General features: G+C 73.3%; 18 protein-coding genes and 2 tRNA genes. 12 read left to right on the forward strand and 8 right to left on the reverse strand.

Features of this window, described 5'->3' with window-relative positions; genetic code table 11:
• Positions 1-30 precede the first annotated feature (30 nt).
• The 8 genes from valS (at position 31) to AVL62_RS11580 (ending at position 7921) form a co-directional block, all read left to right on the forward strand.
• On the forward strand, positions 31-2727 hold the full coding sequence (gene valS, locus AVL62_RS11545; protein ID WP_058891746.1) for a valine--tRNA ligase: 2697 nt from the start codon (positions 31-33) through the stop codon (positions 2725-2727).
• An 8-nt stretch (positions 2728-2735) separates the two neighbouring features.
• A complete protein-coding gene (locus AVL62_RS11550) occupies positions 2736-3494 on the forward strand; it encodes a DUF4129 domain-containing protein (RefSeq protein WP_058891747.1) in 759 nt (252 codons plus the stop codon).
• Positions 3491-4039 (forward strand): hypothetical protein, encoded by a 549-nt coding sequence (locus AVL62_RS11555; RefSeq protein ID WP_058891748.1) that lies wholly within the window; start codon positions 3491-3493, stop codon positions 4037-4039. The genes AVL62_RS11550 and AVL62_RS11555 overlap by 4 nt, the downstream gene beginning before the upstream one ends.
• Positions 4036-5070, forward strand: a complete 1035-nt coding sequence (locus AVL62_RS11560; protein WP_058891749.1) for an AAA family ATPase — start codon at positions 4036-4038, stop codon at positions 5068-5070. Before AVL62_RS11555 ends, AVL62_RS11560 begins: the two co-directional genes overlap by 4 nt.
• Positions 5070-6434, forward strand: coding sequence for a DUF58 domain-containing protein (locus AVL62_RS11565; protein WP_058891750.1), 1365 nt, complete (start codon positions 5070-5072; stop codon positions 6432-6434). The genes AVL62_RS11560 and AVL62_RS11565 overlap by 1 nt, the downstream gene beginning before the upstream one ends.
• On the forward strand, positions 6434-6994 hold the full coding sequence (locus tag AVL62_RS11570; RefSeq protein ID WP_058891751.1) for a hypothetical protein: 561 nt from the start codon (positions 6434-6436) through the stop codon (positions 6992-6994). Before AVL62_RS11565 ends, AVL62_RS11570 begins: the two co-directional genes overlap by 1 nt.
• Positions 6995-7196: 202 nt before the next feature.
• Positions 7197-7568, forward strand: coding sequence for a YidH family protein (locus AVL62_RS11575; protein ID WP_058891752.1), 372 nt, complete (start codon positions 7197-7199; stop codon positions 7566-7568).
• Complete coding sequence (locus tag AVL62_RS11580; RefSeq protein WP_058891753.1) at positions 7565-7921, forward strand: DUF202 domain-containing protein; 357 nt, start codon at positions 7565-7567, stop codon at positions 7919-7921. The genes AVL62_RS11575 and AVL62_RS11580 overlap by 4 nt, the downstream gene beginning before the upstream one ends.
• Before the next feature lie 145 nt (positions 7922-8066).
• On the opposite strand, the gene clpX is transcribed toward AVL62_RS11580, so the two are convergent.
• From clpX to AVL62_RS11595, 3 genes are all read right to left on the reverse strand, one after another.
• Positions 8067-9344 (reverse strand): ATP-dependent Clp protease ATP-binding subunit ClpX, encoded by a 1278-nt coding sequence (gene clpX, locus AVL62_RS11585; RefSeq protein ID WP_058891754.1) that lies wholly within the window; start codon positions 9342-9344, stop codon positions 8067-8069.
• A gap of 233 nt (positions 9345-9577) precedes the next feature.
• Positions 9578-10246 (reverse strand): ATP-dependent Clp protease proteolytic subunit, encoded by a 669-nt coding sequence (locus tag AVL62_RS11590; RefSeq protein WP_058891837.1) that lies wholly within the window; start codon positions 10244-10246, stop codon positions 9578-9580.
• Between the two features lie 82 nt (positions 10247-10328).
• Positions 10329-10931: an ATP-dependent Clp protease proteolytic subunit gene (locus AVL62_RS11595; RefSeq protein WP_058891755.1), complete on the reverse strand. Its 603-nt coding sequence runs from the start codon at positions 10929-10931 to the stop codon at positions 10329-10331.
• Positions 10932-11128: 197 nt separating this feature from the next.
• On the opposite strand from AVL62_RS11595, the gene AVL62_RS11600 reads away from it, so the two are divergent.
• A complete protein-coding gene (locus tag AVL62_RS11600) occupies positions 11129-12058 on the forward strand; it encodes a DMT family transporter (protein ID WP_058891756.1) in 930 nt (309 codons plus the stop codon).
• 151 nt (positions 12059-12209) lie between these two features.
• Here AVL62_RS11600 and AVL62_RS11605 read toward each other — a convergent pair whose 3' ends face one another.
• The 3 genes from AVL62_RS11605 to AVL62_RS11615 all read right to left on the reverse strand — a co-directional run bounded on the left by AVL62_RS11605 (position 12210) and on the right by AVL62_RS11615 (position 14840).
• On the reverse strand, positions 12210-13136 hold the full coding sequence (locus AVL62_RS11605; RefSeq protein ID WP_058891757.1) for a hypothetical protein: 927 nt from the start codon (positions 13134-13136) through the stop codon (positions 12210-12212).
• Between the two features lie 148 nt (positions 13137-13284).
• Complete coding sequence (gene tig, locus AVL62_RS11610; RefSeq protein WP_058891758.1) at positions 13285-14670, reverse strand: trigger factor; 1386 nt, start codon at positions 14668-14670, stop codon at positions 13285-13287.
• A 93-nt stretch (positions 14671-14763) separates the two neighbouring features.
• Positions 14764-14840 (reverse strand) — tRNA-Pro (locus tag AVL62_RS11615).
• An 83-nt stretch (positions 14841-14923) separates the two neighbouring features.
• On the opposite strand from AVL62_RS11615, the gene AVL62_RS11620 reads away from it, so the two are divergent.
• Positions 14924-14997: transfer RNA gene (locus tag AVL62_RS11620), tRNA-Gly, on the forward strand.
• A 28-nt stretch (positions 14998-15025) separates the two neighbouring features.
• On the opposite strand, the gene AVL62_RS11625 is transcribed toward AVL62_RS11620, so the two are convergent.
• Together AVL62_RS11625 and AVL62_RS11630 are read right to left on the reverse strand one after the other, a co-directional pair.
• Positions 15026-15577, reverse strand: coding sequence for an NADPH-dependent FMN reductase (locus tag AVL62_RS11625; protein WP_058891759.1), 552 nt, complete (start codon positions 15575-15577; stop codon positions 15026-15028).
• Between the two features lie 23 nt (positions 15578-15600).
• On the reverse strand, positions 15601-16644 hold the full coding sequence (locus AVL62_RS11630) for a DNA polymerase IV (protein ID WP_058891760.1): 1044 nt from the start codon (positions 16642-16644) through the stop codon (positions 15601-15603).
• A gap of 129 nt (positions 16645-16773) precedes the next feature.
• Here AVL62_RS11630 and AVL62_RS11635 point away from each other — a divergent pair, with 129 nt between their 5' ends.
• Both AVL62_RS11635 and AVL62_RS11640 read left to right on the forward strand, forming a co-directional pair.
• Positions 16774-18525 (forward strand): hypothetical protein, encoded by a 1752-nt coding sequence (locus AVL62_RS11635; RefSeq protein WP_058891761.1) that lies wholly within the window; start codon positions 16774-16776, stop codon positions 18523-18525.
• Positions 18526-18655: 130 nt separating this feature from the next.
• A complete protein-coding gene (locus AVL62_RS11640; RefSeq protein ID WP_058891762.1) occupies positions 18656-18853 on the forward strand; it encodes an antitoxin in 198 nt (65 codons plus the stop codon).
• Positions 18854-18907: the final 54 nt, after the last annotated feature.

Genomic DNA, 18907 nt, shown 5'->3' on the forward strand with positions numbered 1-18907 from the left:
GCGACGCCGGGGTCTGTGACAATGACGGGTATGACGCACCCCCACCAGATCGCCCCCCCGCGCCCGGCGCAGCTGCCGGAGCGTCCGTCCGTCGACGGCCTCGAGGAGAAGTGGGTCGCGGTATGGAAGGACACCGACGTCTACGCCTTCGACCGGGACGCCGCGCTGGCCGGCCCGCGCGAGCAGGTCTTCGCCGTCGACACCCCGCCGCCGACCGCGTCCGGCACGCTGCACCTCGGCCACGTCTTCGGCTACACCCAGGCCGACTGCCTGGCGCGCTACCACCGGATGACCGGCAAGCACGTGTTCTACCCGATCGGCTGGGACGACAACGGGCTCCCGACCGAGAAGCGGGTGCAGAACTACTACGGCGTGCGCGGTGACGCGACCCTGCCCTACGACCCCGACTTCACCCCGCCGCAGCGCGGCGGCGACGGCAAGAGCCTCAGGGCCGCCGACCAGGTGCCCGTGGGCCGCTCCACCTTCATCGAGCTCTGCGAGGAGCTCACGGTCATCGACGAGCAGGCCTTCGAGGACGTGTTCCGCCGCCTCGGGCTGGCCATCGACTGGAACGTGCAGTACCGCACCATCGGCGACCGCGCGCGCGCCGTCGCGCAGCAGGCCTTCCTGCGCAACCTCGCCCGGGGCGAGGCATACCAGGCGGAGGCGCCGGGCCTCTGGGACATCACCTTCCAGACCGCGGTCGCCCAGGCCGAGCTGGAGGCGCGGGACTACCCCGGTGCCTACCACCGGGTGGCCTACCACCGCGCCGACGGGGACCCGGTCCACATCGAGACGACCCGCCCCGAGCTCATCCCCGCCGTCGTCGCGCTCGTCGCCCACCCCGACGACGAGCGGTATGCCGACCTCGTCGGGACCACGGTCACCTCGCCGCTGTTCGGCGTCGAGGTGCCGGTGCTCGCCCACCCGCTCGCGGAGATGGACAAGGGCGCCGGGATCGCGATGTGCTGCACCTTCGGCGACATGACCGACGTGCAGTGGTGGCGCGAGCTGCAGCTGCCGACCCGCTCGGTCATCACCCGCTCCGGCCGGCTGCAGGAGCAGACCCCGGAGTGGGTCGCCGGTGGCCCCGGCGAGGAGCTGTGGACCGAGCGGCTCGCCGGCCGCACCGTGCACGCCGCCCGCGAGGCGGTGGTCGAGGCGCTGCGGGCGTCGGGCGACCTCGACGGCGAGCCCACCAGGACGCAGCGCAAGGCCAACTTCTACGAGCGCGGCGAGAAGCCGCTGGAGATCGTCACCAGCCGCCAGTGGTTCATCCGCAACGGCGGACGCGAGGAGGGCGCCCCCGGGCTGCGCGAGGCGCTCGTCGCCCGCGGCGAGGAGGTCGACTTCCACCCCGGTTTCATGCGCAGCCGCTACCGCAACTGGGTCGAGGGCCTCAACGGCGACTGGCTCATCAGCCGCCAGCGCTTCTTCGGCGTCCCGTTCCCGGTCTGGTATGCCGTGGACGCGGCCGGCGAGGTCGACCACGACACGCTCCTCGTGCCCGACGAGGGTCGGCTGCCGATCGACCCGGTGAGCGACGTGCCGGAGGGCTACACCGAGGACCAGCGCGACCAGCCCGGCGGCTTCACCGCCGACACCGACGTCATGGACACCTGGGCGACGTCCTCGCTCTCCCCGCAGATCGCGGCGGGGTGGCCGACGCGTGGTGGTGCGGGCGAGGGCTCGGACCCCGAGCTCTTCGAGGCGATCTTCCCGTTCGACATGCGGCCCCAGGGGCACGACATCATCCGCACGTGGTTGTTCGCGACGATGGTCCGCGCGCACCACGAGCACGGCACCGTCCCGTGGACCGACGCCTATCTCAACGGCTGGATCCTCGACCCGGACCGCAAGAAGATGTCCAAGTCCAGGGGCAACGCCGTCACCCCGCTGGACATGCTGCAGGCCAGCGGGACCGACGCCGTGCGCTACTGGGCGGCCGCGGCGCGCCCCGGCGTCGACACGGTCGACGACCCCAACCAGGTCAAGGTCGGGCGTCGCCTGGCGATCAAGCTGCTCAACGCCAGCTCCTTCGTCCTCGGTTTCGGCGAGCTGCCGGAGGGCTCCTCCGAGGCCGACCTCGTCACCGAGCCGCTGGACCGGGCGATGCTGGCCGGGCTGGCCGAGGTCGTGCGCCGGGCCACCCAGGCCTACGAGGACTGGGACTACTCCACTGCGCTCGACGTCACCGAGTCGTTCTTCTGGACTTTCTGCGACGACTACCTCGAGCTGGTCAAGGAGCGCGCCTACGGCGGGGAGCTCTCCGCCGGCGGACCGACCGGCGACCCCACGCCGCAGACACTGTCCGCGCGCGCGGCGCTGCGGCTGGCCCTGTCGGTGCAGCTGCGCCTGCTGGCGCCGGTGATCTCGTTCGCGACCGAGGAGGTGTGGTCGTGGTGGCACGAGGAGGGCACCTCGGTCCACACCCAGCCGTGGCCGGTGGTCGAGGAGCTGGCCGTAGCCGAGGGCGCAGACGCGGCGCTGCTCGGCACGGTCGGGCAGGCCCTGGCCGGGCTGCGCCGGGCCAAGTCGGAGGCCAAGGTCAAGATGCGCACGCCCATCGCGGCGGCGACCGTGGCCGGGCCGGCCCCCGAGCTGGACCGGGTCCGCGCCGCGCTGTCCGACCTGGGGGCCGCCGGCAAGGTGACCGGTGAGCTGACCTTCGCCGAGGCCGAGCAGCTCGGCGTGCGCGACGTCGCCCTGGTGGAGGCCCCGGCTTAGGGTGAGGTATGCGCAGGGGCACGGGGTCGACCAGTGGTGTCGTCCTCGCGGTGCTCGCCGCGGTGGCCGGGCTGAGCCTGCTGCTGTGGAGCTCCAGCAGCGGTGGGCCGCTGCTGGGGCCGCCCACGGGCACGTGGGAGCCGGAGATCGACCTGCCCCCGCCGCTGCCGGTCGCCGAGCAGACCGCGGCGACCGCCGCGCCCTCGGAGTCCCGCCCGCCCCCGCAGGAGGGCTGGCCGGTCGACTGGCTGCTCGTCGGGGCCCTCCTGCTGGTCGTCGTGGTCGTCCTGCTCGTCGTCCGGGCGCTCCTCGCGCGCGGCCGGGGCGACGACGAGCCGCTGGGGATGGAGGAGGACGAGGAGCTCGCCGCGCTGCTGGAGGCCAGCGGTGACGACGTGCGCTACCGCGCGCTCGCCGAGGGCGACCCCCGCAACGCGGTCGTCGCCTGCTGGGTGGCGCTCGAGGAGGCCGTCCGCCGGTCCGGGCTGCCGGACAACCCGGCCGAGACGGCCAGCGAGCTGACCCGTCGGGTGCTCGGCCGCTGGCAGGTCGACGAGACCTCCATCCGCACCCTGTCCGAGGCCTACCGCGAGGCCCGGTTCTCCCGCCACCCGGTGTCCGAGCAGCAGCGGGAGCAGGCCGTCGCGGCCCTCGACCGCATCCACGACGACCTGCGCCGACGGGCCCTCGCCGAGCAGGAACGCGCCCGCGAGCAGGCCGCGGCCCGCGCCCCGTCCGACGGCGAGGGCGAGGGCGGGCAGCCGTGACCAGGTCCCTCCCGCCGCTGCCCCACCGGCAGCACGCGCTCGCCACCGACCTGCGCCGCCACCTCGTGCCGGCCCTGGTCATCGCGGTCCTGCTCGGCGGGCTGCTGTTCTTCATCGGTGCCCTGCCCTACGCCTGGCCCCTGGCCCTGCTCGTCGTGGTGCTCGCCGGACTGGTGGGCGGGTTGCTCACCTGGGGGCTGTCCACGACCGCCCGTGACGTCGAGCAGGCCTACTGGGTCTCGACCCCGCGCCAGGAGGCCGCGCCCCCGGACGCGATGGACTACCGCCTGCTGCGGCTGCGGCGCGACCTGCGGGACGCCCTGGAGCGCGACGACCGCACGGACGAGATCTACCCCGTCATCCGCGAGCTCGCCGCCGAGCGCCTACTCGCCCACCACGACGTCGACCTCGAGACCCAGCCCGAGCAGGCCCGGGCGCTGCTCGACCCGCACCTGCTCGCCTACCTCGAGCACCCACCCACGGACACCCGCCGACGCAGCCGGAGCGCGCTGCATACCGCCATCGAAGGAGTCGAGAAGCTGTGAACGACACCCCCACCCCCGCCCTGGACGTGCCCGAGGTGTCGCGTCGCGCCGCGCAGGTGCTCGACCGGGTCGAGCAGGCGGTGGTCGGCAAGCGCGAGGCGCTGACGCTGGTGCTGACCGCGGTCCTCTCCCGGGGCCACGTGCTGCTCGAGGACTTCCCGGGGCTCGGCAAGACGCTGGCCGCGCGCTCCTTCGCGCAGACCCTGGGGCTGGACTTCACCCGCGCCCAGTTCACCCCCGACCTGCTGCCCTCCGACCTCACCGGGTCCTTCGTCTTCGACCAGAGGAGCACCGAGTTCGTCTTCCGGCCCGGCCCGCTGTTCACCGGGCTGCTGCTGGCCGACGAGATCAACCGGACCCCGCCGAAGACCCAGTCGGCCCTGCTCGAGGCGATGCAGGAGCACCAGGTGACCGTCGAGGGCCAGACCTTCTCGCTCCCGCAGCCCTTCCACGTGCTGGCGACCGCCAACCCGGTGGAGTACGAGGGCACCTACCCGTTGCCCGAGGCCCAGCTGGACCGCTTCCTGGCCCGGGTCTCCTTCGGCTACCCCTCCCCCGAGGAGGAGTGGGACGTGCTGCGCCGCCGGGTCGCCCGGCAGTCCGAGGACCAGCGGCTCGACCCGGTCACCGACGCGGCCGGGCTGGCGGCGATGCAGGAGGCGGTCGAGCGGGTGCCGGTCGAGGACGACATCTCCCGCTACTGCGTCGAGCTGGCCTCGGCGACCCGCCGGCACCGCGCCGTCCTCGTCGGCGCCTCCCCGCGCGGCTCGCTGGCCCTCATGCTCACCTCCCGGGCGTATGCCGTGATCCACGGCCGCGACTACGTCACCCCCGAGGACGTCAAGGCGGTGGCGCACGCCGTGCTCGACCACCGCATCTCGATCAAGCCCGAGCTGTGGATGTCGGACACCGGGGGTGCCGCGGTGGTGACCGCCGCCCTGGGACAGGTGCCGGTCCCCGGCTCGCGGACGGGGGCCTCCACGGTGGACGAGGACGACCCGACGGTCGAGCGGTCCGCGGCGCGGTCCTGATGGCAGCCTTCGAGCGGGCCGACGCCTGGCGCCCCACCCACGCCCTCCAGCGCTGCCTGGTCGCGGTGCTCGCCGTCGCGCCGGTGGCGCTGGTGTTCCGGCGTCCGGACCTGCTCGTGCTGGTCAGCCCGCTCGCCCTCGTGCTGGCCTGGAGCCTCGCGACCCGCCCGCAGGAGCGTCCGGACCACCGCTTCGGCCTGTCGCACGGGCAGGTGCGCGAGGGCGACCAGGCGCTCGCCGTGGCCGACCTGGAGCCGGTGGAGGGGGCCGAGGTCCTCTCGGCCGCCCTGACCCCGGCCCCGTTCGTCACGGCGGTGCTCAGGGAGCGGATGCGCCAGGCGCGCGACAGCGACGACCTGCTCGTGCAGCGGACCTGCACCGTGGCCGACGCCGACGGGCCGCAGGTGCAGGGCTACCGCCGGCTGCTCGTCGGCGTCCGGGTGACCCGGTGGGGGGTGCGCCGGATCGGGCCGCTGCAGGTCGCGGCGGCGAGCGCCTGGGGGTCCTGGCGGTGGGGTCCGCTGTCGATGGACGCGCAGGCGCTGCGGGTGCTCCCCCGGCCGGCGGCCTTCGACACCTCCGCGCCGGCCCCGCACCCGCGCGGGCTCGTCGGGATGCACCGCTCCAGCCGCCCCGGGGAGGGCAGCGAGTTCGCGACGATCCGCCCCTTCCAGGTCGGTGACCGGCTGCGGCGCATCCACTGGCCCCGCTCGAGCCGGACCGGGGAGCTGCACGTGACCTCCAGCTACGCCGACCAGGACACCCACGTCGCCGTGCTCGTCGACGCGCACTACGACCTGGGCCGGTCCGGCGGCCTGGACGGCGACGTCAGCTCGCTGGACCGGTCGGTGCGGGCCGCGGCCGCGGTCGCCGAGCACTTCCTGCACCAGGGCGACCGGGTGAGCCTGCGGGTGCTCTCGGCGCGCACCCCTCTCGTCGTCCCGACCGGCACCGGTCGGCGGCACGGGGTGCGGATCCTCGACACGCTCACCGGGGTGCAGGCCTCGGTGGACGAGCAGACCGACCCGCGCCGGGTCCACCTCGGGATCGGCGCGGGGACCCTCGTGGTGATGATCTCCTCCCTGGTCTCCCCCGACGCGCTCACCCAGGCGGCGACCCTGGCGGCGCGCGGCACCTCGGTCGTCGTGGTGGACGCCCTCGGCGAGGCCGTCGCGAAGGTGGCGCCGAGCGGCGAGCGGGACGCCCTGGCACGGACCGCCTGGCGCATCCGGATGCTCGAGCGGGACCGGGAGATCCGGGCGATCCGTGCGCAGGGTGTCGCGGTGGTGCCCTGGCTCGGACCGGGGAGCCTGGACGTCGTGCTGCTGGAGCTGGCGCGCCGCCGACGCCGGGTGGGTGCCTGATGGGCGGGCTGCGCGAGCACTGGGTCAACCTGCGGACGGCCTCCCCCAGCCACCTGCGGGTGCGCCTCGTGGCGCTGGCAGGGTCGGTCGTCTTCGCGCTGTGCCTCGTCGCGGCCGGCGGCGGGGGGCCGACCGTGTGGGTCGGCACGGTCGTGCTGGGTGCGCTCGTGGTGGCCCAGCCGGCCGGCGTCATGCCGGCCCTCTTCCTCGTCTGGGCGATCGCGGCCTGGTGGGCCGCCGTCCCGGGGCCGTGGCACTGGGCGCTCCTGCCCGCGGCGTGGAGCCTGCTGCTCGTGCACGCGAGCGCGGCCCTCGCTGCCTCGGTGCCGCCCCAGGCCACCGTCCCCCGCTCCGTCCTGGTCCGGTATGCCGCCCGCGTCGGCGTCGTCGCCGCGGCGGTCACCCTGGTGTGGGGGCTGGCGGCGCTCGCCGCCGCCGGGGGCAGCGGGACCGCCGGCGTCGGGCCGGTGCCCAGCATCATCGGCCTGGCCGTGCTCGCGGCGGCCCTCCTCGGCTACGTCCGCCTCCGCCGCCGCCACACCGCACCGGACGCGCCGTAGGACGACACCGGACGCGCGCTCCGGCCGCACCGGACGCGCCGTCAGCCCGCACCGGACGCGCACTCGGGCCGCACCGGACGCGCACTCGGGCCGCACCGGACGCGCACTCGGGCCGCACGGGCCGGCGCACGGCATACCTCGCGCCCCTCACCCCGCCTATGCTGGCGGCCATGCACGCGCTCGACGACCTGACCATCGGGCGATGAGCGAGCGCCGGGCGCGGCGGCGCTTCCCGCAGTCGGTCTACGCCCTGGGCAGCGACCCGGACCCTCGCTTCAGCCTGGCCAACGAGCGCACCTTCCTCGCGTGGATCCGCACCGCGCTCGCCTTTCTCGCCGCGGGGGTCGCGCTGGAGGCGCTCGCGGTGCCGATCGCCCCGGGCTACCGGCTGGCGGCGTCCGCCGTCTTCGTCGTGCTCGGGATGCTGGCGGCGGTGCAGGCGTGGGTCGGCTGGTTCCGGGTGGAGCGGGCCATGCGCGAGGGGCGGACCCTCCCGCCGCTCACGGTGGGTGCGGTCATCGCCGTCGGCGTGCTGCTGGCCACCCTGCTCGTCGCGGTGGGCCTGCTCGCATGACCGCGGGACCGGACCGGCCCTACGACCCCGGGTTGCAGCCGGAGCGCACCCTGCTGGCCTGGCGTCGCACCGCGCTCGCGCTCGCCGTCGTCTCGGCCGCGATCGCGAGGTATGCCGGTGACCGGCTCGGTCTCGTCACGGCCGCCCTCGTGGGGGCGGCGGGTGTCGTCGGCGCGGCCTGGGCCTACCACCGGGCGACGCAGCGCTACCGCCGCGTCCACCTGTGGCTGCACCGGGAGGACACGCTCGCCGGCGACGGGTTGGCGTTCGCCGTGGCCAGCGCCTCCCTGGGCCTCGTGGCCGTGGTAGCTGCGGTCTACGTGCTGCAGGTGGGGTTGGAGAGGCTCGCCTGAGCCGTCACGGCACGAGGGATGCGTTCGACCTGCCCCAGCACGCGCTCGGTGTGGTGTGACCACGCGTCTGGTGCGGTCCGACCACGCGTCCGGTGTGGTCTGGACGCACGTCCGGTGTGGTCTGGACGCACGTCCGGTGCGCAGGTCAGGCGCTCTCCTTGCGCTGCTGACGCTTGCGGGGGGCGACGTCGCGCCGGACGATCGTGGGGTTGACGTTCTCCTGGACGACCTCGCGGGTGATGACGACCTTGGCGATCTGGTCGTCGGAGGGGACGTCGAACATCACCGGCAGCAGCACCTCCTCGAGGATCGCCCGCAGCCCGCGGGCACCGGTGCCGCGCAGCAGCGCCTGGTCGGCGATGGCCTCGAGCGCCTCGTCGGCGAACTCCAGCTCCACGCCGTCGATCTCGAACATCTTCTGGTACTGCTTCACCAGCGCGTTGCGCGGCTCGGTGAGGATGTTGACCAGGGCGTCGCGGTCCAGCGGCGACACCGTGGTGATGACGGGCAGGCGCCCGATGAACTCGGGGATCAGCCCGAACTTCATGAGGTCCTCCGGCAGCACGTCCCCGAAGTGCTCGCCGGCGTCCTTGGCCGACTTCAGCTCGGCGCCGAAGCCCAGCCCCTGCTTGCCGGTCCGCGACTCGATGATCTTCTCCATGCCGGCGAAGGCGCCGCCGACGATGAAGAGCACGTTGCCGGTGTCGATCTGGATGAACTCCTGGTGCGGGTGCTTGCGCCCACCCTGCGGCGGGACGCTGGCGACCGTGCCCTCGAGGATCTTCAGCAGCGCCTGCTGGACGCCCTCCCCGGAGACGTCCCGGGTGATCGAGGGGTTCTCGCTCTTGCGCGCGATCTTGTCGATCTCGTCGATGTAGATGATCCCGGTCTCGGCCTTCTTCACGTCGAAGTCGGCGGCCTGGATGAGCTTGAGCAGGATGTTCTCGACGTCCTCGCCGACGTAGCCGGCCTCGGTGAGCGCCGTCGCGTCGGCGATGGCGAAGGGCACGTTGAGCATCCGCGCGAGGGTCTGGGCGAGATAGGTCTTGCCGCACCCGGTCGGCCCGATGAGCAGGATGTTGGACTTCGCGATGTCGACGTTGTCCTCGCCGCCGCTCTTGCCCTCACCGGCCTGGATCCGCTTGTAGTGGTTGTAGACCGCGACGGCCAGCGCCCGCTTGGCGGGGTCCTGACCGACGACGTAGTTCTGCAGGAAGTCGAAGATCTCGCGCGGCTTGGGCAGCTGGCCCAGGCCAAGGTCGCTGGACTCGGCCAGCTCCTCCTCGATGATCTCGTTGCACAGGTCGATGCACTCGTCGCAGATGTAGACCCCGGGACCGGCGATCAGCTTCTTGACCTGCTTTTGGCTCTTTCCGCAGAAAGAGCACTTCAGCAGCTCGCTGCTCTCGCCCATACGTGCCACGTGGTCGGTCCTTCCTGAGCTCGGGCCTACGGTCCGTCGGACGAGCCGGGCTCGTCCTGTCCGCCCGACGCTACCTTGCCGGGAGGGGTTTGGGCAGGGTTTTCCGGGCCCCGCCCGCGTGTTGGTGCCGACTGTCCGCTGTCAGCGCAACGACTCGCGCCGGCGCGGCGCCGGGCCCGGGTATGCCGACGGCCGGGTCCGCGCGGACCCGGCCGTCGGCATACCGGGACGCCTCAGTCGTCCAGCGACGCCTTGCGCGAGGCGAGGACCTCGTCGACGAGGCCGTACTCCTTGGCCTCGGCGGCGGTGAGGATCTTGTCGCGCTCGATGTCCTTCTGCACCTGCTCGGCGCTGCGGCCGGAGTGCTTGGCCCAGGTCTCCTCGAGCCAGGTGCGCATCCGCAGCACCTCGTTGGCCTGGATCTCGATGTCCGACGCCTGGCCGTAGTCGCCACCGGCGAGGGCCGGCTGGTGGATGAGCACCCGGGCGTTGGGCAGCGCGAACCGCTTGCCCGGCGCCCCGGCCGCGAGCAGCACCGCGGCCGCCGAGGCGGCCTGGCCGATGACGAAGGTCTGCACGTCCGGCTTGATGTACTGCATCGTGTCGTAGATCGCGGTCAGCGCGGTGAACGAGCCACCGGGGCTGTTGATGTACATGAGGATGTCGCGGTCCGGGTCCTGGCTCTCCAGCACGATGAGCTGGGCGATGATGTCGTCGGCCGAGGCGTCGTCGACCTGGACGCCGAGGAAGATGATCCGGTCCTCGAAGAGCTTGGTGTAGGGGTCCTGGCGCTTGGTGCCGTAGGAGGTGCGCTCCTCGAACTGCGGCAGGATGTAGCGGCTGCTCGGCGCGAGCTGCGCCGGCACACCACCACCAGGCTGCTGCTGCGCGGGGGCGCCCATCCAGGCACCACCGGCATAGGGGCTCTGCTGCTGGGGGTAGGTCATGGGGAGATCAGCTCTCTTCTCGCGTGCGGGTGGCCGGTCAGGAGGTGGGGCCGGCGTCGCCGGCGCGCTCGTAGACGTGGTCGACGAAGCCGTACTCCTTGGCCTCGGTCGCGGTGAACCAGCGGTCGCGGTCGGAGTCGCGGGTGATCTGCTCCACGCTCTGACCCGTGTGCTCGGCGATGAGCTCGGCCATCTGCTGCTTGATGTGCAGCATCTGCTCGGCCTGGATCTTGATGTCGGAGGCGGTGCCGCCGATGCCGCCCGAGGGCTGGTGCATCATCACCCGGGCATGCGGCGTGGCGTAGCGCTTGCCGGGGGCGCCCGCGGAGAGCAGGAACTGCCCCATCGAGGCGGCCAGCCCCATCGCGACGGTCGCGACGTCGTTGGGGATCCACTGCATGGTGTCGAAGATCGCCATGCCGGCGGTCACCGAACCGCCCGGTGAGTTGATGTAGAGCCAGATGTCCTTCTCCGGGTCCTCCGCCGCCAGGAGGAGCAGCTGCGCGCAGATCGCGTTGGCGTTGTCGTCGCGCACGTCCGAGCCCAGGAAGATGATGCGCTCCTTGAGCAGGCGGTTGTAGATCTGGTCGTCCAGACCGGCCTGTGCCGGGCGCTCGGCCATGGTGGTGTCCTCAGTCATGTGCTGCTTTCCCTCGCTTCGTCCGGGGTATGCCGTGCGGCACCTGTGCTTGTCAGTGACCCTAACGCCCGGCCCGGTCGCGACACTCCCGCACCGGGGTGATGTTCGCCGTGAGCGCACAGCCGCCCGGCCACGGACGGCGCGGCCGCCGGTGCCCGTGCGCGGGAGGTCCTCCCCCGCCGTTCTAGGCTTGACCGGTGACCGCCTCCCCCCACACCGACCGCACCTGGCTGGTGGCCCTGGCCGCCTCGCTCTGGGGGCTCTCCGCCCTCTGGCGGGGCCCGCTCGCCCAGGAGCTGCCCTCCCTGGCCATCGTCTTCTGGGAGCACGTGCTGCTCACCCTGGCCCTGCTGCCCTGGCTGGTGCCGGCGCTGCGCCGGTGGCGGGCCGCGACGGTGCGCACGCAGGTGAGCGTCCTCGTCATCGGTGCCGGCAGCTCGGCGCTCGCCACCACGCTGTTCACCGCCGCCTTCCGGCTGGGCGACCCCATCACCCCGCAGGTCCTGCAGAAGCTGCAGCCGTTCATCGCCCTGGCCCTGGCGGCGGTGCTGCTGGGTGAGCGCCTGCGCCGCTCCTACCTGCTGTTCCTCGTGCCCGCGGTGGTCGGGGCGTGGCTGATGACCTTCGCCGACCCCCTGGCGGTGAGCGTGAGCTCGGCCCAGGCGGCCCTGCTGGCCCTGGGGGCCGCCGCCCTGTGGGCGGCCGGGACCGTACTGGGCCGGGCGGCCAGTGCAGAGCTGCGCTTCGTCGACCTGACCGCCCTGCGCTTCGCCTTCGGCCTGGTCACCCTCGCGGTCATCGCCGGGTTCACCGGGACCCCGCTCGCGGTGCCGCTGTCCGCGGCCCCCTCGATCCTCGCCCTCGCCCTCCTGCCCGGGCTGGCGGCGATGACGCTCTACTACCGGGCGCTACGGCATACCCCCGCCGCACGGGCGACCCTCGCCGAGCTCACCTTCCCGCTCACCGCGGCCCTCATCGGCGTCGTGGCCTTCAGCAGCCGCCCCGAGCCCACGCAGTGGCTGGGCATGGCGGTCGTCGTCAGCACGGTCGTGGCCCTGTCCCTGCACGAGCACCGGGCGCAGCGGCCCTCGGTCCGCGCACCCGCGCCCGCCGACGCCCTGCGCTGACCGCTCCCGGCCCACCCCGGCGTGGCCGGTCCTCCCGGCCCGCAAAGGTACGCGATTGCACCGGGTATGTCGCGAAATCCTCCTGCTGGGCGACACATCCGCTGCAGTCGCGCACGACCGGACCCGATCGTGCTCGAGCGCGCACGGGCGCTCAGCCTCGTCCCGGGAAGTGGCGGCGCCACTCGTCGCTGGGCGGACCGAGCGGGATGCCCCGCTGCGCGAAGATCCGCCGCAGACGCTCCACCGTCCGGCCCGGCGTGCGATAGATGTCGGCGCCGACGAGCACGACGATGCGCCACGCAGCGTCCTCGAAGTCCTCCCAGCGACCGAGGTCCGCCTCCCACTGGTCCTCCCGCTCGACGTGGTGCCGCCCGTCGTACTCCACCGCGGTCCGTGTCGCCCGGTCCCCCGCGTCGAGCCGCCGCACCAGGTCCCCCCGGTCGTCGTGGAAGCGGAGGTCGGTCTCCAGCTCAGGGAGCCCCGAGAGCACGCGCAGCATCCGCGCCCGGGTCTCCATGGGTGAGTCCACGCCGGCCCGGACGAGGCCTGCCGCGCGCCGGGCGAGGCGCGAGCCACGGCCGGTCGACTCCTGCGCGCCCTGCCTCAGCCGCTCGGGCGTGATCCGGTGCCGCGCGACGAGGCTGTCGCCCAGCACCACCAGGTCGACGAGGTCGAGCACCCGCGCGCAGTCGAGGAAGGTGTCCAGCGGCGTGGTGACCCGCTGGCCCCGGAAGACCACCGGCTCTCGCGACGAGGCGTGCACGACGAGATCCTCCCGGGCCGACCGGGGCCGACCCGTCGGCACGCTGACGTGGGGGCGCACCGCGTGCGGGACGACGCCACCCCACAGCTCTGCGGCGGTGTGGTGGGACACGAAGGCGTCGGCCGGCGCGACCAGCAGCACGGCCCGGGCGCGCACGTAGCCGTCCACCCGCACCCGGCGGTCGACGTACACGCTGCGCAGCAGGCACACGTGGTCCCGGTGCAGCTGCGCCCGGGTCATCCCCGCCTCGCGCGCACGGCGGTACGTGAACGGCATCGCCGTGAACCCCTCGGCGCTCCCCTCACGCTGGCTCATCGAGCCAGCGTGCCTGCTCCCCTCCCGTGCTCGCAGACGTTGTCCACAGCCCACCCTGACCACGCAGAAGCGCGACTGCACCGGGTATGCCGTGAAGTCGCCCTGCTGGGCGGCATACCCGGTGCAGTCGCGCACCGTCCGTGGTGGGTCAGGCCCTGGCCGACTCCTCGGCGGTGTCGGCCTCGGTGTCCTCGACCTCGACGACCTCGTCGCCGGCCTCCACGACCTGGTCGCCCGGGGCGACCTCCTCGTCCGCGTCCTCGTCGTCGTCGCCCTCGATGGCGTCCAGGTCGACGACGTTGCCGTCGGTGTCGGTCACCGTCGCCTGCTCGAGCACGTTGGCCAGCGCCTTGCGGCGGCCGACCTCGGCGACCATGGCGGGCACCTGGTTCTGCTGGTCGATCTGCTGCGCGAACTGCTGGGCGTTCATGCCGTACTGCTGCGCGGTCATCATGATGTACTCGATGAGCTCACCCTGGTCGACCTCGACCTCGTCACGCTTGACGAGCGCGTCCAGCAGGAACTGCGTCTGCATGGCCTTCTTCGTCGACTCGGTCACCTCGGCGCGGTGCTCGTCGTCCTCCAGGCGGTCCTCACCCTCGAGGTGACGGTGCACCTCGGCCTCGACGAGGCTGTCCGGCACGGGGATCTCGACCATCTCGAGCATGGCCTCGAGGACCTTGTCGCGGGCCGCGACGCCCTGCTCGAAGCGCGCGCCCTGCTCGGCCTGCTGCGCGAGGTCGGCGCGCAGCTCGTCCATGGTGTCGAACTGGCTCGCGAGCTGGGCGAACTCGTCGTCCAGCGCGGGCAGCTCGCGCTCCTTGGCGGCCTGGACGGTCACGGTGACGTCGGCCTTCTCGCCCTTGCGGTCGCCGCCGGCCAGCGGGGACTGGAACTCCACCGTCTCCCCGGCCTTGGTGCCGCGCAGCGCGGTGTCGAGCCCGTCGAGCATGGTGCCCGAGCCGATCTCGTAGGACACGCCCGTCACCGAGTCGATCTCCTCGTCACCGATCGTGGCGGTGAGGTCGATGGTCAGGTGGTCGCCGGTCTTCGCCTTGCGCTTGATCGGCTTGAGGGTGCCGAACCGCTCCCGCAGGTTGTCGATGCGGGTCTGGACGTCCTCCTCGGAGGCCTGGACCGGGTCGACCTGGACCTCGATGCCGGAGAAGTCCGGCAGCTCGAACTGCGGGACGATGTCGACCTCGGCCTCGAACGCGAGGTCCTGCCCCTCCTCCATGGGCAGCGAGGTGAGGTTGACCTCCGGCTGGCTCAGCGGGGTGAGGTCGTTCTCGGTCATCGCCTGCGTGTAGTACTCCGGGAGCGCCTCGTTGACGGCCTCCTGCACCACGGCGCCGCGCCCGAAGCGCTGGTCGATGATCCGGTTCGGGACCTTGCCCTTGCGGAAGCCGGGGATCTGCACGTTGGCGCCGATGCTCTTGTAGGCGGCGTCCAACCGCGGCTTGAGGTCGGCGGCGGGGACCTCGACGGTCAGCTTGACCCGGGTCGGGGTCAGGGTCTCGACAGCGCTCTTCACTGCTGGTTGCTCCGTTGTCATGTCGGGGGTATGTCGTGCCCCGCCGGGCACAGCTCGGCCGCGGGCGGGCACGCGGATCATCACCATGCTAGGTGGTCGGGGTAGCCGGATTCGAACCGGCGGCCTTCCGCTCCCAAAGCGGACGCGCTACCAAGCTGCGCCATACCCCGTGGTGGGGCGGCGTCACGGCCGCCCGCGGTGGAGGTTTAGACTAACTGCTCGGCCGGGGCGAGCAGGACGTCGCGCTGGTCACGCGGGTGTAGCTCAATGGTAGAGCCCCAGTCTTCCAAACTGGCTACGCGGGTTCGATTCCCGTCACCCGCTCCACCCGTGGGCCGAGCCCGCACCCGACGCGTCAGGACTGCTGCTGGCGCACGGTCTGCTCGACCTGGTCCAGCAGCGTCCCCAGCTCGCCGGGACGTCGCTCGTTGGGCCGCACCTGCGCCCCGTCGAACTCCTCCATGGTCGACAGCGACACCTGCTGGCGCACGACGACGGTGCTGTAGTTGGCCAGGATGAGGCGCCAGTGCTCGATCGCGCGGACGCCGCCCTCGGAGCCGTAGCCGACCAGTCCGGCCGCCTTGCCCTGCCACTCGGGGTAGAGCCAGTCGGTGGCGTTCTTCAGGCCTCCCGGCACCGAGTGGTTGTACTCCGGGGTGACGAGCACGAAGCCGTCGCAGGCGTCCACCGCCGCGCTCCAGGCCAGCACGCTGTCGTACGGGTACTGCTTCTTCGCACCGCCCGGGACCTTCTCCCACTCCAGCAGCGGCACGCCGAAGCTCTTGAGGTCGATGAGCTCGAACTCGGTCGAGCCCTCGCGGGCCAGGGCCTGCTCGTGCACCCAGCGCCCCACGCTCTCGCCCTTGCGGCCCTCGCGGAGGGACCCGATGATGATGCCGATCTTCATGGCACCATCCGACCACGCCCGGCTCAGGAGCCGTCGGCCGGGGGCACCATCTCCCCCCGGACGCCGAGCAGCCGGACGGGGCGGTGGTCCTGCAGCCGCCGGTAGAGGGCGAAGGCCTCCCCCGCCACCACCTCGGCGTCGGTCGTGGGCGCTGCCAGCACGTGGGACCGGTGCACGGTGGAGAACGGCGCGAACCGGACCTTGAGGTGCACCCGCCGGACCGGGCGACCCTCCCCGCGGACGTCCTCGGCCACCCTCTCGGCGAGCGTGCCCAGGGCGTCGCGCACCTGCTGGGGGGTGAGGAGATCCTCCTGGTATGTCGTCTCCCGCCCCCGGGCGCGCGGCACCCAGGGCGTGTCGTCGGGTCGGTCCGGGCCCTCCCCGCGGGCCAGCCGGGACAGGCGCGGCCCGTTCGTCGGCCCGAACTCCCTCCCCAGGGTCGCGTCGTCGGCGTGGGCCAGCTCGGCGACCGTGGTGATCCCGAGCCCCGCCAGCCGGGTCTCGATCCGTCGCCCGACGCCCCACAGCGCCCCGGTGGGGCGTGGGCCCATGACCTCCGGCCACGTCTCGCGGGTGAGGACGGCCGTGCCCCGAGGCTTGCCGAGGTCGGTCGCGGTCTTGGCCCGCACGAGGGTGTCGCCGATCCCGACCGAGCAGTGCAGCCCGGTCTCGCGCAGCACGGCGGCCTGCAGTCCGCGCGCCACCTCCTGCGGGTCCTCCGCCCGGATGCCGACGAAGGCCTCGTCCCACCCCAGCACCTGCACGACGGCGTCCGGCCAGCCCCGCAGGACGCTCATGACCTGCTCGGAGGCGTCCTCGTAGGCCGGCAGGTCGAGCGGCAGGAACACCGCCCCGGGGCACCGCTGGGCGGCGACGCGCAACGGCATACCGGAACGGACGCCGTGCTCCCGCGCCTCGTAGGACGCGGTCGACACCACGGCCCGCTCGGTCGGGTCGCCCCGGCCGCCCACGACGACGGGCCGGCCGGCCAGCTCGGGCCGGCGCAGCACCTCCACGGCGGCCAGGAACTGGTCCAGGTCGACGTGCAGCACCCAGCGGCGGCTCACCCGACCATGGTGACCGAGCCCGGCCCCCGGCGCCACGGGGCGTGTTGCCCGCGGGGACGGGTGACCGCTCGGGTTAGCGTGAAGAGGTGTCGCCGGGACCGTCGGCGCGCGGCCGATCGCAGGAGTCGTATGTCTGACCACCACACCCGTGCCCGTCGCCGGTGGGCGGCGCTGACCGCGTCAGCCGTGGTGCTGGCCGCCTGCACGCCGGGTGCGGACTCCCCGGGCGGCGCGGGCGACGGCTCCGGCACGACGGCGGGGTCGGGCGGCTCCGGCGCGGAGGGGACCGACTCCTCCAGCGGCGCGCTGGTCGCGGTGCCGGCGACCGGCCAGGAGACGATGGTGCTCGGCGGTGCCACCGCGGCCGAGCTCTCCGTCCAGGCCTCCCGCGCCTTCTTCGAGAGCGCCCCCGTGGTCGTCGTCGCGGCGCAGGACGAGCAGCTGACCGCGGCCTCCGCCGGTGTCGCCCTCGGGGCGCCGGTGCTCGTGGACGGCCCCGGGGTGGTCGAGGAGGTCGAGCGGCTCGGGGCGGGGACGGCCCTCACCATCGGTCCCGTCGAGGACCCGGGAGTCGACGTGCTCGCCGTCGAGGACGGGCCAGGTCTGGCGGAGGTCCTGGGGGCCGACGCCGGGGGCGAGCCGGTGCCCGACGGCGAGCAGGTGAGCGCGCTGCTCGGGCTGGACCCGGACGGGGGGAGCGTCCTGCAGGGGCCTGCCGAGGAGGCCTCTGCCGACGCCGGTGCCGACGCCGCGGCGCAGACCTCGGGGGACCCGGGCGGGCAGACGGCGGCGCCGGCCGAGCCGCTGGAGTCCGACGTCGAGGAGCTGCCCGAGACGGCGCGGCCCGAGCCGGTGGGGGGCACGACCGTGCTCAGCACGGGCGGGGACCGCGACGCTGCGGCGGTCGCCTCGGCCCTGGCCGCCGGGGCGCCGGTGCTGGTCGCGCCGGAGGCGGACCCGCGGGCCTCCTCGGAGGTGGTGCAGGCGGTGGCCGCGGCCGAGCCCGGTGCGGTGGTCGGCATCGGCCCGGAGTTCGGTGACGCCGAGACGCTGACCTCGACCGCCCGCGCGGCGGCCACCGGTGTCGAGCTGCCCGGCGGCGGTCAGCTGGTGCTGCCCGGCAAGACCTACGTCGCGCTCTACGGCAACCCGACGACGTCCTCCCTCGGCGTCCTCGGCGAGCAGGGCCCGGAGGAGACCGTCGCGCGGGCCGAGGAGATCGCCGGTGCCTACACCGACCTCGTCGACGAGCCGGTCGTCCCGGCCCTGGAGATCATCGCCACCGTCGCCAGCTCCGACCCCGGCCCGGACGGCAACTACTCCAACGAGATGGACGTGGAGACCCTGCGACCCCTCGTCGACCTGGCGGCCGAGCACGGGATGTACGTCGTCCTCGACCTGCAGCCGGGACGCACCGACTTCGTGACCCAGGCCGAGCTCTACGAGGAGCTGCTGGTGCAGCCGCACGTCGGCCTGGCCCTCGACCCGGAGTGGCGACTCGGTCCCAGCGAGGTGCACCTGCAGCAGATCGGGCAGGTCGACGTGGCGGAGGTGGACGCCGTCGTGGACTGGCTGGCCGAGCTCACCCGCGACCACGACCTGCCGCAGAAGATGCTCGTCCTGCACCAGTTCCAGACCCGGATGATTCCGGGGGTGGACGAGGTGGACCAGTCGCGTCCCGAGGTCGCCGTGCTGATCCACGCCGACGGGCAGGGCGCCCAGGAGGACAAGCAGGGTACCTGGCGGTCGCTGCACGACTACGCGCCCTCGGTGACCCACTGGGGCTGGAAGAACTTCTACGACGAGGACCTCCCCGGGCCGCTGTCACCGGCCGAGACGATGCAGGTCGAGCCGACCCCCGACTTCATCAGCTACCAGTAGGACGCCCGGCCCCGTGCCCCCCTCCCCCGGAGGGGATCCCGTGTCGACAGCCTGGCTGTGGTGTGTTTGCCTGGGGGGGCAGGACAGGTGCCCCGACCGGGGTGCCCGAACGGATGGAAGGAGCGACGTCATGGGTTTCATGGACAAGGCCAAGGACCTGGCGGGACAGCACGACGAGAAGGTCGACCAGGGGGTCGAGAAGGGCGGTGACCTGGTCGACGACAAGACGGGTGGCCAGTACTCCGAGCAGGTCGACAAGGCCCAGAACTTCGCCAACGACCGGGCCGACCAGTTCGGGGGCGTCGACGACGAGGACGACAAGGCCTGAGCCGCACCGGCACGACGAGGCCCCCGACCGGTCCATCCGGTCGGGGGCCTCGTC

Origin of the sequence: Serinicoccus chungangensis, from assembly GCF_001483745.1 — a bacterium.
GTDB classification, from domain to species: Bacteria; Actinomycetota; Actinomycetes; order Actinomycetales; family Dermatophilaceae; genus Ornithinicoccus; species Ornithinicoccus chungangensis_A.